This is a genomic window from Stenotrophomonas sp. ATs4 (assembly GCF_051861585.1).
Classification (GTDB): Bacteria; Pseudomonadota; Gammaproteobacteria; order Xanthomonadales; family Xanthomonadaceae; genus Stenotrophomonas; species Stenotrophomonas maltophilia_AS.
In genome coordinates, this window is record NZ_JBLYPK010000001.1 from 583,294 (window position 1) to 603,395 (window position 20,102).

At 67.5% G+C, this 20,102-nt stretch carries 14 protein-coding genes; 9 read left to right on the forward strand and 5 right to left on the reverse strand.

Translation table 11 applies throughout. The features are described 5' to 3' along the window. The first annotated feature begins 31 nt into the window (after window positions 1-31). Window positions 32-1,459 (forward strand): DEAD/DEAH box helicase, encoded by a 1,428-nt coding sequence (locus ABR323_RS02770; RefSeq protein ID WP_439448105.1) that lies wholly within the window; start codon window positions 32-34, stop codon window positions 1,457-1,459. 527 nt (window positions 1,460-1,986) lie between these two features. Here the strand turns inward: ABR323_RS02770 and ABR323_RS02775 are convergent. Together ABR323_RS02775 and ABR323_RS02780 are read right to left on the reverse strand one after the other, a co-directional pair. After that, window positions 1,987-4,581 (reverse strand): M14 family zinc carboxypeptidase, encoded by a 2,595-nt coding sequence (locus tag ABR323_RS02775; RefSeq protein WP_439448106.1) that lies wholly within the window; start codon window positions 4,579-4,581, stop codon window positions 1,987-1,989. 74 nt (window positions 4,582-4,655) lie between these two features. Then, the gene (locus ABR323_RS02780; RefSeq protein WP_439448107.1) at window positions 4,656-7,295 is read right to left on the reverse strand and encodes a TonB-dependent receptor plug domain-containing protein; all 2,640 of its coding nucleotides are present in this window, start codon (window positions 7,293-7,295) and stop codon (window positions 4,656-4,658) included. Window positions 7,296-7,487: 192 nt separating this feature from the next. Between ABR323_RS02780 and queD the strand changes: the two genes are divergently transcribed. Next, window positions 7,488-7,850 carry a 6-carboxytetrahydropterin synthase QueD gene (gene queD / locus ABR323_RS02785; protein ID WP_049444904.1) on the forward strand — a complete coding sequence of 121 codons (363 nt, stop codon included), beginning with the start codon at window positions 7,488-7,490 and terminating at the stop codon, window positions 7,848-7,850. Between the two features lie 115 nt (window positions 7,851-7,965). After that, window positions 7,966-8,310 carry a phasin family protein gene (locus ABR323_RS02790; RefSeq protein ID WP_439448108.1) on the forward strand — a complete coding sequence of 115 codons (345 nt, stop codon included), beginning with the start codon at window positions 7,966-7,968 and terminating at the stop codon, window positions 8,308-8,310. A gap of 436 nt (window positions 8,311-8,746) precedes the next feature. Here ABR323_RS02790 and asnB read toward each other — a convergent pair whose 3' ends face one another. Next, window positions 8,747-10,648, reverse strand: a complete 1,902-nt coding sequence (asnB, locus tag ABR323_RS02795; protein ID WP_439448109.1) for an asparagine synthase (glutamine-hydrolyzing) — start codon at window positions 10,646-10,648, stop codon at window positions 8,747-8,749. Between the two features lie 349 nt (window positions 10,649-10,997). Here asnB and ABR323_RS02800 point away from each other — a divergent pair, with 349 nt between their 5' ends. Next, a complete protein-coding gene (locus tag ABR323_RS02800; protein WP_014645829.1) occupies window positions 10,998-11,687 on the forward strand; it encodes a winged helix-turn-helix domain-containing protein in 690 nt (229 codons plus the stop codon). Further along, entirely contained in the window at window positions 11,684-13,030 is a 1,347-nt protein-coding gene (locus ABR323_RS02805) for an ATP-binding protein (protein ID WP_439448110.1), read from the forward strand. Before ABR323_RS02800 ends, ABR323_RS02805 begins: the two co-directional genes overlap by 4 nt. On the opposite strand, the gene ABR323_RS02810 is transcribed toward ABR323_RS02805, so the two are convergent. Continuing rightward, the gene (locus ABR323_RS02810; protein ID WP_439448111.1) at window positions 13,027-14,496 is read right to left on the reverse strand and encodes a sensor histidine kinase; all 1,470 of its coding nucleotides are present in this window, start codon (window positions 14,494-14,496) and stop codon (window positions 13,027-13,029) included. The two genes, ABR323_RS02805 and ABR323_RS02810, sit on opposite strands and share 4 nt — an antisense overlap. Beyond that, window positions 14,493-15,212: a response regulator transcription factor gene (locus ABR323_RS02815; protein ID WP_005407947.1), complete on the reverse strand. Its 720-nt coding sequence runs from the start codon at window positions 15,210-15,212 to the stop codon at window positions 14,493-14,495. The genes ABR323_RS02810 and ABR323_RS02815 overlap by 4 nt, the downstream gene beginning before the upstream one ends. 144 nt (window positions 15,213-15,356) lie before the next feature. Between ABR323_RS02815 and msrB the strand changes: the two genes are divergently transcribed. The 4 genes from msrB to ABR323_RS02835 all read left to right on the forward strand — a co-directional run bounded on the left by msrB (window position 15,357) and on the right by ABR323_RS02835 (window position 20,041). Continuing rightward, window positions 15,357-15,932 (forward strand): peptide-methionine (R)-S-oxide reductase MsrB, encoded by a 576-nt coding sequence (gene msrB, locus ABR323_RS02820; RefSeq protein ID WP_439448112.1) that lies wholly within the window; start codon window positions 15,357-15,359, stop codon window positions 15,930-15,932. Window positions 15,933-15,934: 2 nt separating this feature from the next. Then, window positions 15,935-17,704, forward strand: a complete 1,770-nt coding sequence (locus ABR323_RS02825; RefSeq protein WP_439448113.1) for a cytochrome c biogenesis protein DipZ — start codon at window positions 15,935-15,937, stop codon at window positions 17,702-17,704. 14 nt (window positions 17,705-17,718) lie between these two features. Next, on the forward strand, window positions 17,719-18,456 hold the full coding sequence (gene msrA, locus ABR323_RS02830) for a peptide-methionine (S)-S-oxide reductase MsrA (RefSeq protein WP_439448114.1): 738 nt from the start codon (window positions 17,719-17,721) through the stop codon (window positions 18,454-18,456). A gap of 142 nt (window positions 18,457-18,598) precedes the next feature. Then, window positions 18,599-20,041, forward strand: a complete 1,443-nt coding sequence (locus ABR323_RS02835; RefSeq protein WP_439448115.1) for a PLP-dependent aminotransferase family protein — start codon at window positions 18,599-18,601, stop codon at window positions 20,039-20,041. The last annotated feature ends 61 nt before the right edge of the window (window positions 20,042-20,102 follow it).

Below are 20,102 nucleotides of genomic sequence, written 5' to 3' on the forward strand. Positions count from 1 at the left end.
ACAGGCGTTAACTGTACTTGGAGCAATCTCAATGTCTTTTGAATCCCTGGGCCTTGCGCCCTTCCTGCTGCGTGCGCTCGCCGAGCAGGGCTACGAAACCCCGACCCCGATCCAGCAGCAGGCGATCCCGCTGGTGCTGGCCGGTCGCGACCTGCTGGCCGGCGCGCAGACCGGTACCGGCAAGACCGCCGCCTTCGGCCTGCCGCTGCTGCAGCACCTGGGCACCGCCTCGCAGGAAGTCCGCACCGGCCCGCGCAAGCCGCGCGCGCTGATCCTGGCCCCGACCCGCGAGCTGGCCACCCAGGTGCATGACAGCCTGCGCGGCTACAGCAAGTACCTGCGCATCCCCAGCGCCTGCATCTACGGCGGCGTCGGCATGGGCAACCAGCTGGACATCCTGCGCCGTGGCGTGGACCTGCTGGTGGCCTGCCCGGGCCGCCTGATCGACCACCTGGAGCGTCGCAGCATCGACCTGTCCGGCATTGAACTGCTGGTGCTGGACGAAGCCGACCGCATGCTGGACATGGGCTTCCTGCCCTCGATCAAGCGCATCCTGGCCAAGCTGCCCAAGCAGAACCGCCAGACCCTGCTGTTCTCGGCCACCTTCGAGGACAACATCCGCCAGCTGGCGCTGGAATTCATGCGCAACCCGGAGCAGATCCAGGTCACGCCGAAGAACACCGTTGCTGAAACCATCACCCACCGCGTGCATCCGGTCGATGGTGGCCGCAAGCGGGACCTGCTGCTGCACCTGCTGGCGCAGGACAGCCGCGAGCAGACCCTGGTGTTTGCGCGCACCAAGCATGGCAGCGACAAGCTGGCCGCGTTCCTGGAAAAGTCCGGCATCAAGACCGCCGCGATCCACGGCAACAAGAGCCAGGGCCAGCGCCTGCGTGCACTGGGCGACTTCAAGGCTGGCCGAGTGACCGTGCTGGTGGCCACCGATATTGCCGCGCGCGGTATCGACATCAACGAGCTGCCGAAGGTGATCAACTTCGACCTGCCGATGGTGGCCGAAGACTACGTGCACCGCATTGGCCGTACCGGCCGCAACGGTGCCACCGGCGAAGCGATCTCGCTGGTCGCGCAGGATGAAGTGAAGCTGCTGCGCGCGATCACGCGTCTGCTGGGCCGCGACATGGACATCCGCGATGTGCCGGGCTTCGAGCTGCAGGTGCCGATCCGCTGGGGCAACAGTGCACCGGGCAAGGCCGAGCACGAGACTGGTGAGCGCGCACCGCGCAAGAACCACGCGCGCCGTCCGCACGGCGATGCGCCGCGTCATGCGCATGCAGGCCCGAAGAAGGCCGGCGGCGGTCGTCGCGAAGGTGGCGGCAACGGCCAGCAGCGCGCAGGTGCGGGTGCGGGTGCGGGTCAGGGCCAGCGTCGTGGCGGTGCCGGTAATACCGGTGGCGGCCGTGGTCGCGGCCAGGGCGGCGGCGGCGGTCGCGCCAGCTGATCCCAGCTGACATGGATGGTGCTTCCCGCTGTGCGGGGGCTATCGAGGGACGGCGCTGACGCGCCGTCCCTTTTTTGTTGCTGGCGACCGTGAGTAGAAGCCGGCGGTGTGCTGCGCTGAGGGCGGATGGGCGTGGGGCCAGCGCAAAACACGCCGTAAACCCATCCATGGGGGCTCGGTCGGCGCATCCATGCGCCTCACGGCTTTGCGCTGGCCCCACGCCCATCCGCTTCAAGCATTGCCTGCGCCTTCTTGTCCCACCGGGTAGCCGGGAGAAGAAAGATCAAATTCAAGTTCAAGAGCAAACGCCGATGCAGATGCTTTTGTTTTTGATTTTGCCCTTGCTCCCGCCCTGGGGTTCGATGCGTCCGCGCCCGCAGGAAACTGTCGAGGGGAGGCCGGGCGGGCTGCGCAGGACCGTGAGGCGCATGGATGCGCCGATCGAGCTTACATGGATGTATTTACAGCGTGTCCTGCGCAGCCCGCCCGGCCTCCCCACCCCTATATCAACTGAAGCGCGTGCAGCCTCAACCCCGCGCTTTACTCGGATTCACCAGATTCCCGAAGAAGATCGCGTTGATCAGCAGCCGATCCGTGCCGTGCCAGTACTTGCGATGCGCCGGATCATCGGCAAACAAGACCACGTTGCCCTGGCCCTGTGCCGACACCAGCAGCCATGCACTGCCTGCCACCCGCGCGCGGTTGCGCTCGGACAGATAGCCGTTCACTCGCGGCGGCGTGTCGATGCGCACCACGGTCGAGAACGGATTCGCACTCGGTTGCAGCGTCACCGTGTTCTCCTTGTTGATCGCCAGCTGCCGGCGCGGCACGCCGAAGGCCAGCGGATGACTGGTATCCACATCAGCACTGAGGATGTTGCCGCTGACGCGCTCGATCGCGGCGATGTCGCGCTGGTCGCCGAACGCGCGGCGACTCTCGTCTCCCGCTTCTTCATCCTTGCCGAGCTTCTCGCCGTCGGCCAGCTTCTGTTCAATCGCCCATTTCGAGGCACTGCCGTAGGTCACCAGTGAACCGCCGGCCTGTACCCAGCGCTTCAAAGCAGCCACCGCCGCGGCATCGACGCCGGTGTAGGTACCTCCGGACAATACAATCGTGGTGTAGCGGTCCAAGGGCACCTTGCCCAGTTGCTGCGGATCCAGCTTGCTGGCTGGCAGATGCAGTTGCTGGTCAAGCAGGAACCACGCTGATCCGATTTCGGTGGCCGCCACACCCTCGCCCATTATCAATGCCACCGCCGGCTTGCGCAGCGCCTTTACGCCATCACTGCCGAGGTCGATGCCCTCGCGGCTGCGGCCACTGGACAGTGCGTGCACCTGCACACCTGCCTCGCGCGCTGCAGACGTCACTGCCTCAAGCAGTGCCGCACCCTGCAGCGACTGCCCGGCGACCGGGATGACCAGGCTGCCGGCGGCGAAGCTGACGTCGCCTTGCGCGGTCGCGGTGGTGAACGGCTGGAATGCCGCACGCGTGCTCAAACCCTTTTCCTGCAGCACTGCCAGTGCGCGCCCAGCGTTGTAGTCGCGCCAGTCGATGACATAGGCGAATCCAGCCTGGCCGCCGAGTACTGCACCCTGCTCTGCCAGCAGCGCGGTCACCCGCGCCCCACCGTCAACGCGGCTGCGGCTGCCGGCGAATGCCACGCCATACGCCGGCGCGATCGCATAGCTGGTGCTGCCGTAGAACACATCACCCTTGATCGGCGGCGTCTCGGCAAAGATCGAATGCACCAGGCGGAACTGCGCCTGCTGCACCGGCACCACGTAGGCACTGCCGGCATCGAAGCGCTGCCCGTCGACAGTGACTGCACGATCCAGCGCGCGCACCTCGATACGGTGCAGCAGCAACAATTCCAGCAGGCGCCGGGTCAGTGCCGGATCATGCTTATCGCCAAACACGAAGCTCTTCACCGGCTGCTGTGCGGCCTGCTTCAGCGCGCTCTGGAAGAACTGCTTCTGCAGGTCAAACAGGCCGCTGCGCTCGGTTACCGCGCCACGCACGGTGCCCAGGCCGGTAGCGACCTGATTGCGGATGGTGAACGGGAAGGTCAGCAGGCCATTCACCGATTCCTGCACGCGGCCGCGCGAGCTGGCCTGCTCGACGGTAACGCCAACAGCACCATGGAAATCCGGGTAGGTGGAGCCGTACACCGGTGAGAAGTTGTCGAAATTCTCGCCGGTGTAGTACAGCGAACCCAAGGCATCCAGCGCCTGTGCGTGATACTTGGCCAGGGTCTTGTTGAATTCATACGACGCCGCCGGAATCAGCGGGCTGTGCATGCTCTTCGGCGAGGGCTCGAAGTAGTAGGTGCTGTCCTTGCCCATCTCGTGGAAGTCGATCTGCACGTTCGGGTACCACTGGTGGAACACCTCCACTTTCGGCCGTGAGTCCTGCTGGGTCAGGGCCAGCCAGTCGCGGTTGAGATCGGTGAAGTAGTGGTTGGTGCGCCCCTGCGGGAACGGCTCGACGTGCTCCTTGTCGGCCGGGTCGGCCGAGGCCGGATCGGAGGCCCAGGCGTTGTGCCAGTTGGCGGCGCGATCGCGGCCGTCCGGGTTCTGCGCTGGGTCGAACAGCACCACTGCCTGCTGCAGCCATTGCTGGGTTTCGGCACTGCGGTTGGCCACCAGGTAGTACGCCGTCAGCATCGCCGCCTCGGCACTGGAGGTCTCGTTGCCGTGCACGCTGTAGCCCAGCCACACCACCACCGGGCTATCGCCCGCCGCGCTGCGCGGCTGCGCCGGATCGGCCAGGGTCGCGTGCTGCTGGCGGATCTGTTCCAGCCGCGCGTGGTTGCCGGCGGCAGTCACGGTGGCGATCAACAGCGGGCGGCCTTCATAGCTGCGGCCGATCTCGCGCACGTTGATCTTGTCCGAGCGTTTCGCCAGTTCCTGGAAGTACGCCACCAGCTGGTCGTGCCGGGTGTAGCGGCTGCCGATCGGATAGCCGAGGAACTGCTCCGGCGTGGGCACCGCTGCATCGAACGCTGCAGCATCCGTGACCTGCGGGAAGAAGTACGCGCTCTGTGCCTGCGCCGGCTGCGGCGAGGACAGTGCGGTGGCGGCGGCAAGCAGCAACGGAAGAACGGCACGGCGATGCAAGGACACGGTGACTCCCCTGGAACACAACGGCAGACAGTCGCGCGGCCGGTCCCTTCAGGTGACCGGCCGCGGCGGATGGATCAGAAGCGGTAATCGAAGCCCAGCGTGAAGTAGCGGCCACGCAGGTCGTACTGGCTGAAGTCGTACGGCGCGCGGATGCCCGGGAACGAGGCGTCGTACGGCGGCGTCTTGTCGGCCAGGTTCTGCACCTTGGCGTACAGCGTCAGCTTGTCGATGCCGGTGTAGGCCAGGTACAGGTCGTACTGGCTGTAGCTGCCGACCTGCTGCTGCACGGCTTTGGCGGCGGTGCTCGCTTCCTGGCGATAGCTGCTGGTGTAGTACCAGGTCACCGCCGCGTTGAAGTCACCGTACTTCCAGTCCAGCGTGGTGGTGGCCTTGTCCTTGGGCAGTGTCGCGCCCAGGTTGCTGCCGGCATAGTCCATCAGCTGGCCGCCGACCACGGTCGGGCGACGGTAGTCGCGCACGTGGGTGAAGGCCGAGGACACGGTGAAGTCACCGAACGCAACGGTCGGGATGCGCTGGCGCAGCTCGACGTCGATGCCCGAAGTCTTCAGCTCGCTCAGGTTCTGGTAGCGGTTGTAGACCGCCTGCAGCTTGCCGCGTTCATCGCGCTGCACGGCACCGGCGACATTGTCGTTGACCAGGGTCTGGGTGTTGTTGGTACCGACCAGGTTGTCCAGCTGGATGCGGTAGTAATCGATGCTCAGGTTGGTGTTCGCCCACGGCGACAACACCACGCCGAAGTTCACGCTCTTGGTGCGCTCTGGCTTCAACTCATTGTTGCCGACGGTGAAGAAGGTCGGGTTCTGGCGCGAACCCGGCACGTCCGGATCACGCGGATCGACCACGCTGCCGTAGGCGATGCTGGTGCTGTTGGAGTTTTCCGACAGCGACGGTGCACGGAAGCCCTTCGAGGCGGACGCACGCACCAGCAGGAAGTCCAGCGGCTGCCAGCGCAGGCCGATCTTCGGTGAGAACGCATCGCCGAAGTCATCGTAGTGATCGGCACGCGCGGCGGCGGACAGCTCCAGCGTCGAAGCCAGCGGCACGTTCACTTCGGCGTAGGCGGCACTGACCTGGCGCTTGCCGTGCACTTCGGCGATGGCCGGGCGCACCTGCAGGCCGGCGTCGATCTGCCACGGGTTGTTGGAATCGAGCTTCTCGCGGCGCCACTCGGCACCGGCAGCGAAGCCGATCTCACCGGCCCAGGTGTGGCCCAGGCTACCGGAAATCTTGGCGTCGATGCCCTGCAGCTTGGACTCGGCCGGGCGCAGCGTGGCGATGTTGATCGAATCGCGCACCGACTGCGGCGTGGCCGCCGGGTTGAGCAGGTTGTAGCTGCCCGTGGCCAGCGCATCGGCCAGCGCCCAGCGGTTGGCGAAGCCACCGGACACGCTCTCGCGCTCGCTGCTGCGTGCACCGAATGCGGCCACTTCCCAGTCCCAGTTGGCGGTAGTGCCGCGCAGGCCGAACACGCCGCGATAGGCGGTGGAGCGGTTGGTCTTGAGCGTGCCACCCAGGTCGAAGAAGGTGTATTCGATCGGAATCGCACGGCCGTACGGGTTGTACGGATTGTTGGCCGGCAGCAGCGACGACACCGGCTCGGCCAGGCCGCTGTCTGCGTTCAATGCAAAGCGGCCGCTCTCCAGGGTGAAGAACGGGCTGCTGCCGAACCACGCGGTGCTCTTGATCTGGCTGTACAGCACTTCGCCGAAGGCTTCGACGTTGTCGTTCAGGCGGAAGGTACCGTTTGCGTAGGCCTGGTAACGCTTGGTCGAGGGGATCAGCGTGGTGAACGGCGCCTGGTTGAAGCCGCAGGTATCACCGGACAGGCCATCGATCGGCGCGCTGGCGACGCGGGTGGTGCCGGCCGGGCAGTTGCCGTTGGCATCGAGCATGGGCACCGACGCGCCGTTGACCAGGTAGCGCGCGCCCTTGGCCGACCAGCCGTTCCAGCGACCACCGGGCGAGTCGGTGTAGATGCCGCTCTTGGTCAGGTTGCGTTCGTCCTGGTCCAGGCGTTCGCGGTTGTAGCCCTGCAGGCTGAAGAGGATGTTGTAACCGTCGGTGTCGAGATCACCGAGGCCGCCGACGAACTTCAGGTTCTGCTCGTGCAGGCCGCCCTGGTCGGCACCGCCGAAGCTGCCGCCGATCTCGGCGCCTTCGAAGTTCTGCCGGGTGATGATGTTGACCACGCCGGCCACGGCGTCGGAGCCGTACACCGCCGAGGCGCCGTCTTTCAGCACTTCGATGCGCTCGACCGCGACCAGCGGCAGCGCGTTGAGATCGACGAAGGTGTCGGACAGGCCACCGGCCGGGAAGCCGTAGTTGGCCAGGCGGCGGCCGTTGAGCAGCACCAGCGTGTTTTTCTGCGAGAGGCCACGCAGGCCGATGCCGGCCGAGCCGGAGGCCCAGCCGTTGTTGGTGGTTTCGTTGCTGGCGTTGCCGGTGTTGGCCGAGATCGAACGCAGCACGTCGGCCACGGTGGCCTTGCCGGTCTGTTCCAGCTGCTGTCGGCCGATCACCTGCACCGGGTTGGAGGCCTCGGTATCGGTGCGCTTGATGTTGGAACCGGTGACGCGCACGGCAGCCAGGGTGCTGGCGTCGCCACTGGCGGCGGCGGAGGTTTCGGCGGCGGCGGACAAAGGCGCGGCCAGAGCGACGGCCAGGGCCGCCACGAGCAGGGTGTGCTTGGGCATGACGATGTGGGGGAGGTAGTAAGGGCGACGAAGTTCCGCAGTAGTCCATGCCTGGCCGGGGTCCGGCCAATAACATCTCTTCATACGGATATAAGAGAAACTATCATCTCTTCATCCGGATGGAAAGAATTACTTCACGAAAGCCCAACATCCGCTCAGGCTGGCCCCTCGCCTGCGGCGTACAATCGCGCCATGGAAATCTTCAAAGTCTTCATGCTCGAGGCGGCGCACCGTCTCCCCAACGTGCCGCCGGGGCACAAGTGCGCGCGCCTGCACGGCCACTCGTTCCGGGTGGAACTGAAGGTCGAGGGTGAACCCGGCGCGCAGACCGGCTGGATCATGGACTTCGGCGACGTCAAGGCGGCCTTCCAGCCGATCTACGACCGCCTGGACCATCACTACCTCAATGACATCCCCGGCCTGGAGAACCCGACCAGCGAGAACCTGGCGGTGTGGATCTGGAACGAACTCAAGCCCAGTCTGCCGGCGCTGAGCGAGATCACCGTGCACGAAACCTGCACCTCCGGCTGTCGTTACCGCGGCCCGGCGGCCTGATCAACCCATTGATCTGAAAGGTGTTTCAAAGGCGCCTTGGGCGCCTTTGTTATTTTTGTTGCATTGCGGCATCAAGGGCGTATGCTGCATTGCATCAAGTCACTTCCTGACGCCCATGGCCGCCTTCAGCGATCGCTTCAGTGATGCCACCCGCCAGCTCGCCGCCGCGGCAACGCGCGCGAACCGGTTGGCGTTGGAGAACGCGGAAAGCATGTTCGGCGTGCAGCTGAAGGTGATGGAGCGCAACCTGACCGCGACCGGCGGCTGGCTGGGCGAACTGGCCCGCGGCGAGGATGCGGCCGGGACGCTGTCCAAGGGCACACAGCTGTGGCAGGACAACCTGCAGCGGCTGGGCCAGGCCCAGCAGGACGTGGTCGGTCTCGGGCTTCAGGCCAGCAAGGCCTGGTCCGAACTGGTGCAGGGCTACAACGAATCAACGGCGGACGCGGGCAACCACTGACGCGACGCAATGCTCATTGCGTGGGTCCCTCCCCCCACGCAATCCGGACCCGGCAGATCCCTCCCTCTGCCGGGTCTTTTTTTGCCTGGCGTTTGGATACCGAAGTGCGTCTTCGTCCGACGTCTCTGCGAGCTGAAGGGCCCCGCCGGGGCGGGCAGGGCCTGGGCAAATGTCCCCCGGCGCCGGCCGTTGGCCGTCACCTCCTCCTTTACTTTGCCCAGACCCCTGCCCACCCCGACGAGGCTCGGCGTGCGGTGAGTAGAGCGCAGCGCTCGCGGCCGCCTTTCTTAAGGAGGCGCCGACGAACTCCGAACGCAGGGCGGATGCCCTTGCGTACGAAGTAAAGGGGGAGGTGACGGCCAACGGCCGGCGCCGGAGGACATTCGTACGCAAGGGCATACGCCCTGCGCCGCGCAGAACAAACCGCGAAGGAACCTCAGCGCCCGCGGCCACCATGCCAATGCTGGTGCCACGCCTGGAACATCAACACGTTCCACAGGTGCGTGTGCCACTTGCGCTCACCCCGCAGGAACGCCTCCCAGATGCCACGCACCCGTGCCGCATCGAAGCAGCCCTGGTTGCGCAGCAGCTGCGGGTCCAGCAGTGCTTCCGCCCAGTCGCGCAGCGGGCCCGCCAGCCAGCGCGCCATCGGCGGACCGAAGCCGCGCTTGGGACGGTACACCAGCGGTTCCGGCAGGTAGCGCGCCAACAGGTGCTTCAGGATCAGTTTGTGCTCACCGTCGTGGTACTTCAGGTGCTGCGGCAGGCGCCAGGCCAACCGCACCACCTCCATGTCCAGCAGCGGCGCGCGGGTTTCCACGCCCGCCGCCATCCCGGCACGGTCGACCTTGGCGAGGATGCCCTCAGCCAGGTCCATCCGGAAATCCAGCAGCTGGATGCGGGCTTCCGCCGGAAGCGCGGTGTCCTGCTGCTGGAAGATCGTCATCGGCTCGCGCGCCCCCAGCACCACCTGTGCCGGTTGCCGCCAGCGGGTCACGCGCTGCAGGTAATGCCCTTCCACATCATTGGCGGCAACCTCGGCCACCAACGCACGCCAGCCGCCCAGACGGCCACGCTCCACGTTCATGCGGTTGCCGCTGCGCCGCGCGAGATCGCGCACCCAGTCCGGCAGGCCACCGCACAGGCGCGCATTGCGCAGTGCGCGGCCATAGCTGGGGTGGCCGAAGAACAGTTCATCGCCACCGTCGCCGGTGAGCGCCACCGGCTTGCGTGCCCCCAGCAGTTCACTGGCCAGCAGGGTCGGCAGCTGCGAGGCGTCGGCGAACGGCTCGCACCAGACTTGTGGCAGCCGCTGCAGCAGATCCAGGCCCTGCCGCGCATCCATCCGGTGCAGGTGATGCTGTACGCCAAGATGCCGCGCGACCTGCGAGGCCCAATCGCTCTCGTCATGACCGGGATCATCGAAGCCCACCGTCCACGCTTCGATCGGCAGCGTCGACTGTGCCTGCATCATCGCCGTCACCAGCGACGAGTCGGTGCCGCCGGACAGGAACGCGCCACAGGCCAGTGGCGAATGCATGCGTGCGGCGATGGCCTTCTGCAGCACGGTTTCCAGCTGGTCGGTGGCCTGCTCCAGGCTGGGCGCGGGGTGCAAGGGTTCCTGCAGGGCGCTGTGCATCGCATCGCGTGCGCACCAATAGCGCGAACCACCCTTCGCGGCCTGGCCGGATCCGCCGGCGGCGTGATCGTTCAGGTCTATACGCAGCATCGCGCCCGCCACCAGCTTGTGGATGCCACGGTAGATCGTGTGCGGCGCCGGCACATAGTCGTGGCGCAGCAGCAGGCTCAACGCATCCTGGTCGATGCTCGGCGCGAAGCCGGCAAACGCCTGCAGCGCCTTCATCTCGGAGGCGAACAGGAACTTGCCCTCGTACCAGCCGTAGTACAGCGGCCGCTCGCCGACCGGGTCACGTGCCAGCCACAGCGCACGCGACTCCCGATCCCATACGCTGAAGCCGAATGCACCTTCGATACGGGACAGTGCCCGCTCCACGCCCCATTCGACAATCGCCTGCAGCAGCAGCCGGGCATCGCTGCAGCTGCGCGGCAGATCGCGCAGCTGAGACTGCAGGTCGGCGCGGTTGTAGAGGCGGCCGTCCAGGCACAACACGTAGCGGCCACAGTCCGAGCTCAGCGGCTGCAGCGGGGTGTCGGTCGGCGCCCGGCAGTGGCCCAGCGCCAGGCCAGCCTCGGCGTCGGTCCAGTAACCGATGCGGCCCCTGCCCCGCTGCTGCAGGGCGCGCAGCATCGGCGCCAGCTGCTGCAGCAGGTGCTCGTCTTCGGCGGGCGGCAGCCAGGCGCCGACCACGCCGCTCATCGGGCACCTCCGCAGCGGCAGCGGCGGGACGGGTTCAGCAGGCAGGGGGCGGCGGGCGACATGGCAACGGCACGCGGAGCGGAGGAGACTCCATGCTCGGCGCCCCACCTGCCCCGCGTCAGTCGCTTTGCTGTCAGCGATGGTCACCAGACGTATCACGAAGGTAACGTTTTGTAACGGCAACAAGCTATGCTGGACGCCAAGTTGTTGCCAGGCCTGAGGCCCGGCCCGCGCGCCAGCAACCCCGGCTGAATGGCGCCCGCCCCCTGGACCCGGGTGGCCCGACGGCTGGGATAGCATCGCCGCGCTCGTGCCGTGGCGGTACGTATGCCCCACGGAGGCCTTGAAAATGCTGGATATCGTACTGGTCGAAGACGATGCCCGCCTCGGTACGATGGTCAGCGACTATCTGCAGCGGCATGGTTACCAGGTCGCCCATGAGCGCAGTGGCGAGCGCGCAGTGGCCCGTATCCTGGCCGAGAAACCGGCGCTGGTCCTGCTCGATGTCGGCCTGCCCGACCAGGATGGTTTCGAAGTGTGTCGGCAGATCCGGCCCCACTATGACGGCATCATCTGCGTGCTGACTGCCCGTACCGACAACATCGACCAGGTCCTGGGCCTGGAGCTGGGTGCCGACGATTACATCGGCAAGCCGATCGAGCCACGGGTATTGCTGGCCCGCCTGCGTGCCCACCTGCGCCGCCACCGCCGGGTCGAGCCGCGTGACGGCAGCCTGCGCTTCGGCGAGCTGAGCATCGACCCGTCCACCCGCAACGTGCACCTGCAGGGCAGCCTGCTGGAACTGACCACTGCCGAGTTCGACCTGCTGTTCCTGCTGGCCAGCAACGCCGGCCAGATCCTCGACCGCGACGCGCTGCTGCGCGGCCTGCGAGGGATTGCCTTCGATGGCCTGGACCGCTCGATCGACGCACGCATCTCGCGCCTGCGCCGCAAGCTGGGTGACAACCCGGAACAACCGGAACGGATCAAGACCGTGCGCGGCCGTGGCTACCTGTTCAGCCGCTCGGCATGGGGATGAAGCGTACGCAGTCGGCCATGCGTGGCCACGCCTTCCACTTCCTGCGCTACGGCATCGGCTTCCTGGTCGCCCACCTGCTGCTGATCGTGCTCGGCCTGTGGGCCTGGGACGCCCTGCTGGAGGACCGCACCGAAGCGGGGCTTCAGGCCGAGATGCGTGGCACCCATGCGCTGCTGCAGCAACGCTTTGCGGAGACGCCGCGCGACCAGTGGCCGGCGCTGGCGCGGGGGCTCGACGCCGACTTCGCCTATGCGCTGCGGATGGTGCCGCTGGCCGAGGCGGAGAAGGAACTGCCGGCCAGCCAGCGACCGCCGTTCAACAATGGCCGGGTGCAGATCGACCTGGAGCATATGCGCAGCCTGCAGCGGATCGGCGACAGCGATTATGCGGTGATGCTGGGGCCACTGGACGAAGCGCTGCCCGACGAGGGCTGGCAGGACAGCGAAGTGTCCGGCGTGGCGATCCTGCTGCTGATCCTGATGGTGGCCGTGGCGCTGCCGATGTACGTGATGGTCTACCGCCTGTGGCGCGACGTCTCGCAACTGGCCCAGGCGGCACGGCAGATGCGCGACGGCCAGCTGGACACGCGTGCGCCGCGTGCCGGTACCGCACTGGTGCGGCCGCTGGCCAATGCCTTCAACCATATGGCCGAGCAGCTGCAGCAGCTGCTGGAAAGCCAGCGCGTGCTGGCCCAGGCAGTGGCGCATGAAGTGCGCACGCCGCTGGCGCGGATGCGCTTCGGCCTGGCCGACCTGGAAGACACCGCGCTGGACGAGGTACAGCGCGATGCGCTGGGCGGCCTGCGCACCGATGTCGATCGCCTGCAGCACCTGACCGATGCCGGTGTCGAGTACGCCGCGCTGGGCCGCTGCCATCAACTGACCCGCCAGCGCCTGCAACTGGCAACGCTGGTACGCGGCGTGGTAGCCCAGTTCGCACCGTTGCCGATGCCGGTGCAGCAGGCGCTGTCGCCGGCAGGCCTGGTCAACGTCAACCGCCACATGCTGGAACTGGCGCTGCGCAACCTGCTTGGCAATGCCCTGCGTTACGCGCGGCGGCAGATCCGCATTGCCAGCACGGTCAACGACGGCTGGCTGTGCCTGCAGGTGGAGGATGACGGCCCTGGCATCGCACCCGAACTGCGCGGCCAGGTGCTGCAGCCGTATGTGCGGCTGGACCCGGGCAGCCCGGGTTTCGGCCTCGGCCTGGCGCTGGTGCAGGTGGTGGCCGACAAGCATGGCGGCCACGTCGAAGTGACCGATTCGGAGCTGGGCGGCGCCTGCATCCGCCTGCACGTGCCGCTGGAGAGCGGCAGTGTCGTGGAGGACGAGGCGGCCTGCTAGGCCGCCGGTTCCGCGCGCGGCAGCGCAAACACGAACAGCGCGCCGCGCTCACTGTCGCGCAGTTCGATACGGCGGCCATGCAGCTGCACGATGCGCTGCACGATCAGCAGGCCGAGGCCACCGTTCTCGCCACGGCGCGCGCCCAGCGCGGCCGGCGCCTGGAACAGCTGCGAACGCAGCGCCGGCGCCACGCCGGGACCATCATCGGTCACGCTCACCTCCACGCTGTCGAGGGTCGCACGCAGGCTCACCTCGATCCGGCCACCTTCAGGCGCGTGCCGCAACGCGTTGTCGAGCAGGTTGGTCAGCACCCGCTCGACCAGACCGAGATCGGCACGCACCAGCGGCAGGCCGGGCGGGAATTCCGCGTGCAGGTACTGGTTGCGCGCCTGCGCCGCCAGTTCGAATTTCTGCAGCACGTCCTGCAGCAGCTCCGGCAGCGCGAACACCTCCCACTCCAGCCGCACTTCGCCATGCTCCAGCCGCGCAAGCTCGAACAGCGCGCGTGCCAGCCGGCCAACCTTGGCACTCTGCGCCAGCGCGATGCCGAGATAACGCCGGCGCTCATCCGGCGACAGCGTGGCGTCCTTCAACGCCAGCGTTTCCAGATAGCCGTGCAGCGACGACAACGGTGTGCGCAGGTCATGCGAAATATTGGCCACCAGCTCACGCCGCTGCAGGTCCTGCTGGCGCAGCTGCTGCCATTGCTCGCCCAGCCGCTGCGCCATCTGCGCATGTGCATGTTCGAGGATCACCAGTTCATCGCGCTCACCCGGGCGCAGCGGCGCTGGTGGCGGCAACGGTGTCGGCGCATCGATATCAAACGCCTGGATGCGCCGGGTCAGTCGCCGCAGCGGGCGGGTCACCCAGTAGAACGCCACCAGCCCGGCCAGCAGGCCAAGGCCACCCACCAGCACCACCGACCACAGCGTGGTGTTCCATTGGCTGCCGGCGGCGAGATCGTCGGCCAGCATCTGCCGGTGCTCGCCGACCAACACCACGTACACGTAGCCGGCCGGCCGGCCCTGCACGATCAACGGCGCGGCACTGAATACCTTGCGGCCGTCTGCGCTGCGCGGGTCATCGCCCAGGATCGGCAATGGCGCACCGGCCAGCAGGCGACGCAGCGGCGCCACGTCCACCCGGTTGCGCACCAGATGGCCACTGGGCGCATCGTGGCCGAGGATGCGGCCCTGGTCGTCCAGCAGGTAGACCTCGACGCTGGGATTGACCGCCATCAATTGACCGAACAGCGCGCGCACCGCAGCATCGCGCATGCCGCTGGTGTCCATCAGTTCACTGCGCTGGGCGATGTGCTCGGCCAGGCCCAGCGACAGCCGCTGCACCACTTCCTGCTCGTGGCGGGTATTGGCGCGCATCTGCAGCGCCAGCAGCGCCATGCAGCACATCAGCATCAGCGCGGCGATCACCACCGCCAGCTTCTGCCACAGGTTCGGCTTGATCATGCTGCCGCCCCGGCCGGGTCGACCAGCTTGTAGCCGCGGCCCCACACCGTCAGCAGCCGCCGCGGATTGGCCGGATCAGGCTCGATCTTGCTGCGCAGGCGGTTGATATGGGTGTTGACCGTGTGCTCGTAACCATCGTGCTGGTAACCCCAGACCTGGTTGAGCAGTTCCATGCGTGCGAACACCTGGTCCGGATGACGGGCGAAGAACAGCAGCAGGTCGAACTCACGCGGGGTCAGCTCCAACGCATTGCCATCGACCGAAGCGGTGCGCGCGACCGGGTCCAGCTGCAGCCCGCCCAGTTCGATCGCGCCGGCATCGATGCGTGCACTCTGCGCCATCGCCTCGGCCCGGCGCAGCAATGCCCGCACCCGCGCTACCAGCTCCGGCATCGAAAAGGGCTTTGCCAGGTAGTCGTCCGCGCCCAGCTCCAGGCCGACGATGCGCTGGGTTTCGCTGCCGCGCGCGCTGATGATGATGATCGGCACGTAACGTGCCATCGCGCGTGCGCGCTGGCAGACCTGCAGGCCATCCACGCCCGGCAGCATCACGTCCAGCACCAGCGCATCCCACGGGCCTTCCTGTTCGAGCAGGCGCAGGCCGGCGTCGCCGCTGGCGGCATGGGCCACGTCGTAGCCCTCATCGCCCAGATGCATGCGCAGCAGGTCGGCGATGTGGGCATCGTCTTCAACGATCAGCACGCGTTTGGTGGACATCGGCAGCTCGGGGCCAGTGGGGAGGCTGCCCGCATTGTGGCGCGGGATGGCCGCCGATACCTCACGAAAAATTGAATCCTGCGTGAGGATTCGTTGACCCGGGCGGGCGCAGCATGGCCCCGTCGCCCCTTCCCGGAGTCCGCCATGTCCCTGTCCCGCCGCCACCTGCTGGGCCTGGGCGGTGTTGCCACCGCCGCCGGCCTGCTCGGCCTGGGGGCCTGCAGCCGCGCCGCCACGGCCGCCGCCGAAGCGCGCCCGTCGCGACAGTTCGAGGTCATGCACAGTGATGCGGACTGGCGCCAGCGCCTGACCCCGGCGCAATACGCGGTGCTGCGCCAGCAGGCAACCGAGCGCCCCTACAGCAGCCCGCTCAACAAGGAACACCGCCAGGGCACTTTCGCCTGCGCGGGTTGTGCGCTGCCGCTGTTCTCCTCCTCCACCAAGTTCGAGAGCGGCACCGGCTGGCCCAGTTTCTGGGCGCCGCTGCACAACGCCCTCGGCGAAGACCGCGACGTCACCTTCGGCATGCTGCGGGTGGAGGTGCACTGCCGCCGCTGTGGTGGCCATCTCGGCCATGTGTTCAATGACGGCCCGCGCCCGACCGGCCTGCGCTACTGCATGAATGGTGCGGCGATGGTGTTCGCTCCCGGCGCCGCTGATGCCGGCACTGCCGATGGCTGGCGGGTGCCGCTCGGTTCTTCCTCTGCTTCCGGAGCCTGACGATGCTGCTGTTGCTGCTTGCCTATCTCGGGGGCGCGCTGACCCTGCTCAGCCCCTGCATCCTGCCGGTGCTGCCGTTCGTCTTTGCGCGCGCCGACCGTCCGTTCCTGCGCAGCACGTTGCCATTGCTGCTGGGCATGGCGCTCACCTTCACCGTGGTCGCCAGCCTGGCGGCGGTCGGCAGCCAATGGGTGGCGCAGGCCAACCAGATCGGGCGCTGGATTGCCCTGCTGCTGATGGCGCTGTTCGCGGTCGCCCTGTTGTGGCCGCGGCTGGCCGACCACCTGCTGGCGCCGTTCCAGCGTGTGGGTGCCCGCTTGAGCGCGCGTGCCGATGCCGCCGACGCAGCGGGTCGTGGCGGCGTGTGGACCTCGCTGCTGATCGGTATCGCCACTGGATTGCTGTGGGCACCGTGCGCCGGTCCGATCCTGGGCCTGGTGCTGACCGGCGCTGCCCTGCATGGCGCCAGCGCTGGCACCAGCACCTTGCTGCTGGCGTATGCGCTGGGCGCGATCACCGCACTGGCGCTGGCGGTGTGGGTAGGTGGGCGCGTATTCCGTGCGCTGCAGGCCCGCCTTGGCCTGGGCGACGTCGTGCGCAAGGTGCTGGGCGTGGCCGCGCTGCTGGCGGTGGTGGCGATCGGCCTGGGCTGGGATACCGGCCTGCTGACACGTCTTTCAACGGTCAGTACCGCACGCATCGAGCAGGGCCTGCTGGACGCGGTACCCGGCGCGCAGCCGGCGGCACCGCCGATGATGATGATGGCCGGTTCCAACGCCGCTGCCGACGCACCGCTGCCGGTGGAAGGCACCCTGCCTGCGCTGGACGGCGCCACCGGCTGGCTCAACAGTCCGCCGCTGAGCGCGGGGCAGCTGCGCGGCAAGGTAGTGCTGGTCGATTTCTGGACGTACTCGTGCATCAACTGCCTGCGCGCAATGCCGTTCGTGCACGAATGGGAGCGCCGCTACCGCGACCACGGCCTGGTGGTGATCGGCGTGCACACGCCGGAGTTTGCCTTCGAGCGTGACCCGCGCAACGTGATGAAGGCGGTGCAGCAACTGAAGGTCGAATACCCGGTGGCGCTCGACAATCAGTATTCCATCTGGCGCGCGTTCAACAACCGCTACTGGCCGGCGCAGTACTTCATCGATGCACAGGGCAACATTCGCGGCCACCAGTTCGGCGAGGGCAATTACGCGCGCTCGGAACAGGTGATCCGTCGCCTGCTGACCGAAGCGGGCCAGACCCACCTGCCGCCACCGGCTGATCCCGCCGCCGCCGATCTGAAGGGTGTGGCTGCGCAGGCCGACATGGGCAATCTGCGCTCGCCGGAAACCTATCTGGGCCACGCCCGCGCCGAGCAGTTCGCCTCGCCCGGCGGGCAGCGTAGCGACACCTCGTTCGACTACACCTTGCCGGCCACCCTCGCGTTGAACCAGTGGGGACTGTCCGGGCGCTGGACCGTCACCGACGAAGCGGCACAGCTGCAGCAGGCCGGTGGACGCATCGCCTTCCAGTTCCATGCGCGCGACCTGCACCTGGTGCTGGCGCCGCACCAGGAAGGAAAGCCGCTGCGCTTCCGCGTCTGGCTGGACGGCAAGCCACTGCCCGCCGCCGATGCCGGCAGCGATGTCGGCACCGATGGCAGCGGTGTGGTCGACGAGCACCGCCTGTACCAGCTGATCCGCCAGAGCGGCCCGGTCGGCCCGCATCGCTTCGAGATCGAGTTCCTCGACGCGGGCGTGCAGGCCTATGCCTTCACCTTTGGTTGAACCGGGAGCACACGATGAAACTCTCCTTTGAACAAGGCATCGCGGCCGGCGTTGCAGGTCTGGTGGCCACGGCATTGATCGCCGGTGTGCTGCTCGTTGACCACGGCGCCATCGCGGCACCGGTCGAAGCCAGCGCGCAGGCCCAGGCACTGCCGGCGCCCAGCGGCGATGCCGCGTTCCGCGATGACGCCACCCACGCCAGCGTGGTGTTTGCTGGCGGCTGCTTCTGGGGCGTGCAGGGCGTGTTCCAGCACGTCAAGGGCGTGAGCAATGCGGTATCCGGCTACATCGGTGGCAGCGGCACCGATGCGCGCTACGAGCGCGTCAGCAGCGGACGCACCGGCCACGCCGAGGCGGTGAAGATCGACTACGACCCGCGCCAGGTCAGCTACGGGCAGTTGATGCAGGTGTTCTTCTCGGTTGCGCACGACCCGACCCAGCTCAACCGCCAGGGACCGGACCATGGCAGCCAGTATCGATCGGCGATCTTCAGCGATGACGCCCGCCAGCAGGCGGCCAGCCGTGCCTACATCGCCCAGCTCGGCCAGGCCGGCAGCTACCGCGCGCCGATCGTCACCCAGCTCGGCAGCGGCCAGCGCTTCTACCCGGCCGAGAGCTACCACCAGAACTACATGACGAACTACCCGCAGGCGGCCTACATCCGCTACTACGACGCACCGAAGCTGGCGGCGCTGAGGAAGCAGTTCCCCGCGCTGTATCGGCGCGAGGCGGCGCTGGTGCCGATGCGGTAACGGCACGACCTGCAAAAAAAGACGCACGGCCATCCGGCCGTGCGTTTCGAAGGTACCGGCCATGCCCCGATCAGGCCCGGCCGACAACGACATGCTAGGCTCGCCATCATCATGGGTACAGCACCAGATGGCGGGATGTTCGATGGATACAGATGACCAGACTTCGATGATTCCACCCCGCTACCAGCGGCTGTCCGACGAACTGGCCGAAGCCATCCATGGCGGTCGCCTCCCGGTCGGCAGCCGCCTGCCCTCGCTGCGGCAGATGGCGTCGCAGCGCAGGCTCAGCCTCAACACGGTGATCGCCGCCTATCGCCAGCTGGAAGATGCCGGCCTGGTGATTCCGCGGCCGAAAGCCGGTTTCGAGGTCGCGCCGCGACTGTCGGTGCCGGAACGTTCGCTGCGCGACACCCCGTCCGCGCCCACCGCGCCGCTGCAGCAGGTGCTCATGGCGCGCGTGCTGGAGGCACAACGTCGCCCCGGCGTGATCGACCTGGCCTTCGCCGGTCCGCGCGGGCGCCAGTTCTATCCAGGTGCACAGCTGGCCCGGCATACCGCGCAGGTCCTGCGCCACGGCCAGCAGACGGTGGAGACCTATGCGCGACCGAACGGTTCACCCCGGCTGCTGGCGCAGATCGTGCGACGTGGCCCGCGCATGGGCCTGCACACCCACAGCGATCGCCTGCTGCTGACCCACGGTGCGATGGAAGCGCTGCAGCTGGCGCTGCGTGCAGTCACCCAGCCTGGTGATGCGGTCGGCATCGAGGCACCGTCCTACTTCAATCTGTACCCCTTGCTGGCCAACCTCGGCCTGCAGGCCATCGAGCTGCCCACCCACCCGCAGCACGGGCTGGATGTGGATGCGCTGGATGCGCTGCTGGAGCACACGGCGCTGGCCGCGCTGGTGGTGATGCCGACCGTGCACAATCCGCTGGGCTGCACCATGCCGACGCCTGCAAAGCAGCGCCTGGCCGAACTGGTCAACGCGCGCCAGCTGCCGCTGATCGAAGATGCGGTGTATGCCGAGCTGCAGTTCTGCGAACCGCCGGCGCCCTTGTTGAAAGCATTTGATCGCAACGGCTGGGTGATGGTGGTCGGTGGCTTTTCCAAGACGCTGGCGCCGGACTATCGCATCGGCTGGCTGGAGGGCGGCCGCTTCGCCGAACGCATCGCGCTGCTGAAATTCCAGTCCACCGGCGGGGAACCGCAGCTGCTGGGTGACGCAGTCGCAGCCTATCTGGAAGCGGGCAGCTACGAGCACCACCTGCATCGCATGCGTCGTCTGTATCGCGAACAGGTGGGGCGGCTGCGCCAGCTGGTGGCCGAACATTTCCCGCCCGGCACCCGCGCCACCGAGCCGCAGGGCGGGTTCCTGCTGTGGCTGGAACTGCCGGGCGTGGATACGCGCGAGCTGTTCGAGCGTGCGCTGCAGGAGGACATCGTGTTCATGCCCGGGCAGGTGTATTCACGTGGCGCGCGCTATCGCCACTGCCTGCGGCTGTCGTGCTGCCAGACGCTGGATGCGCGCTTCATCGGTGCGGTGGAACGGCTGGGTGCGATCGCGCGGGAGCTGGCGGCGCGCTGATTGATCGGTAGCGCCGGGCCATGCCCGGCGAATTTTCTGGTCGCCGCGCTGCGCGCTCGCC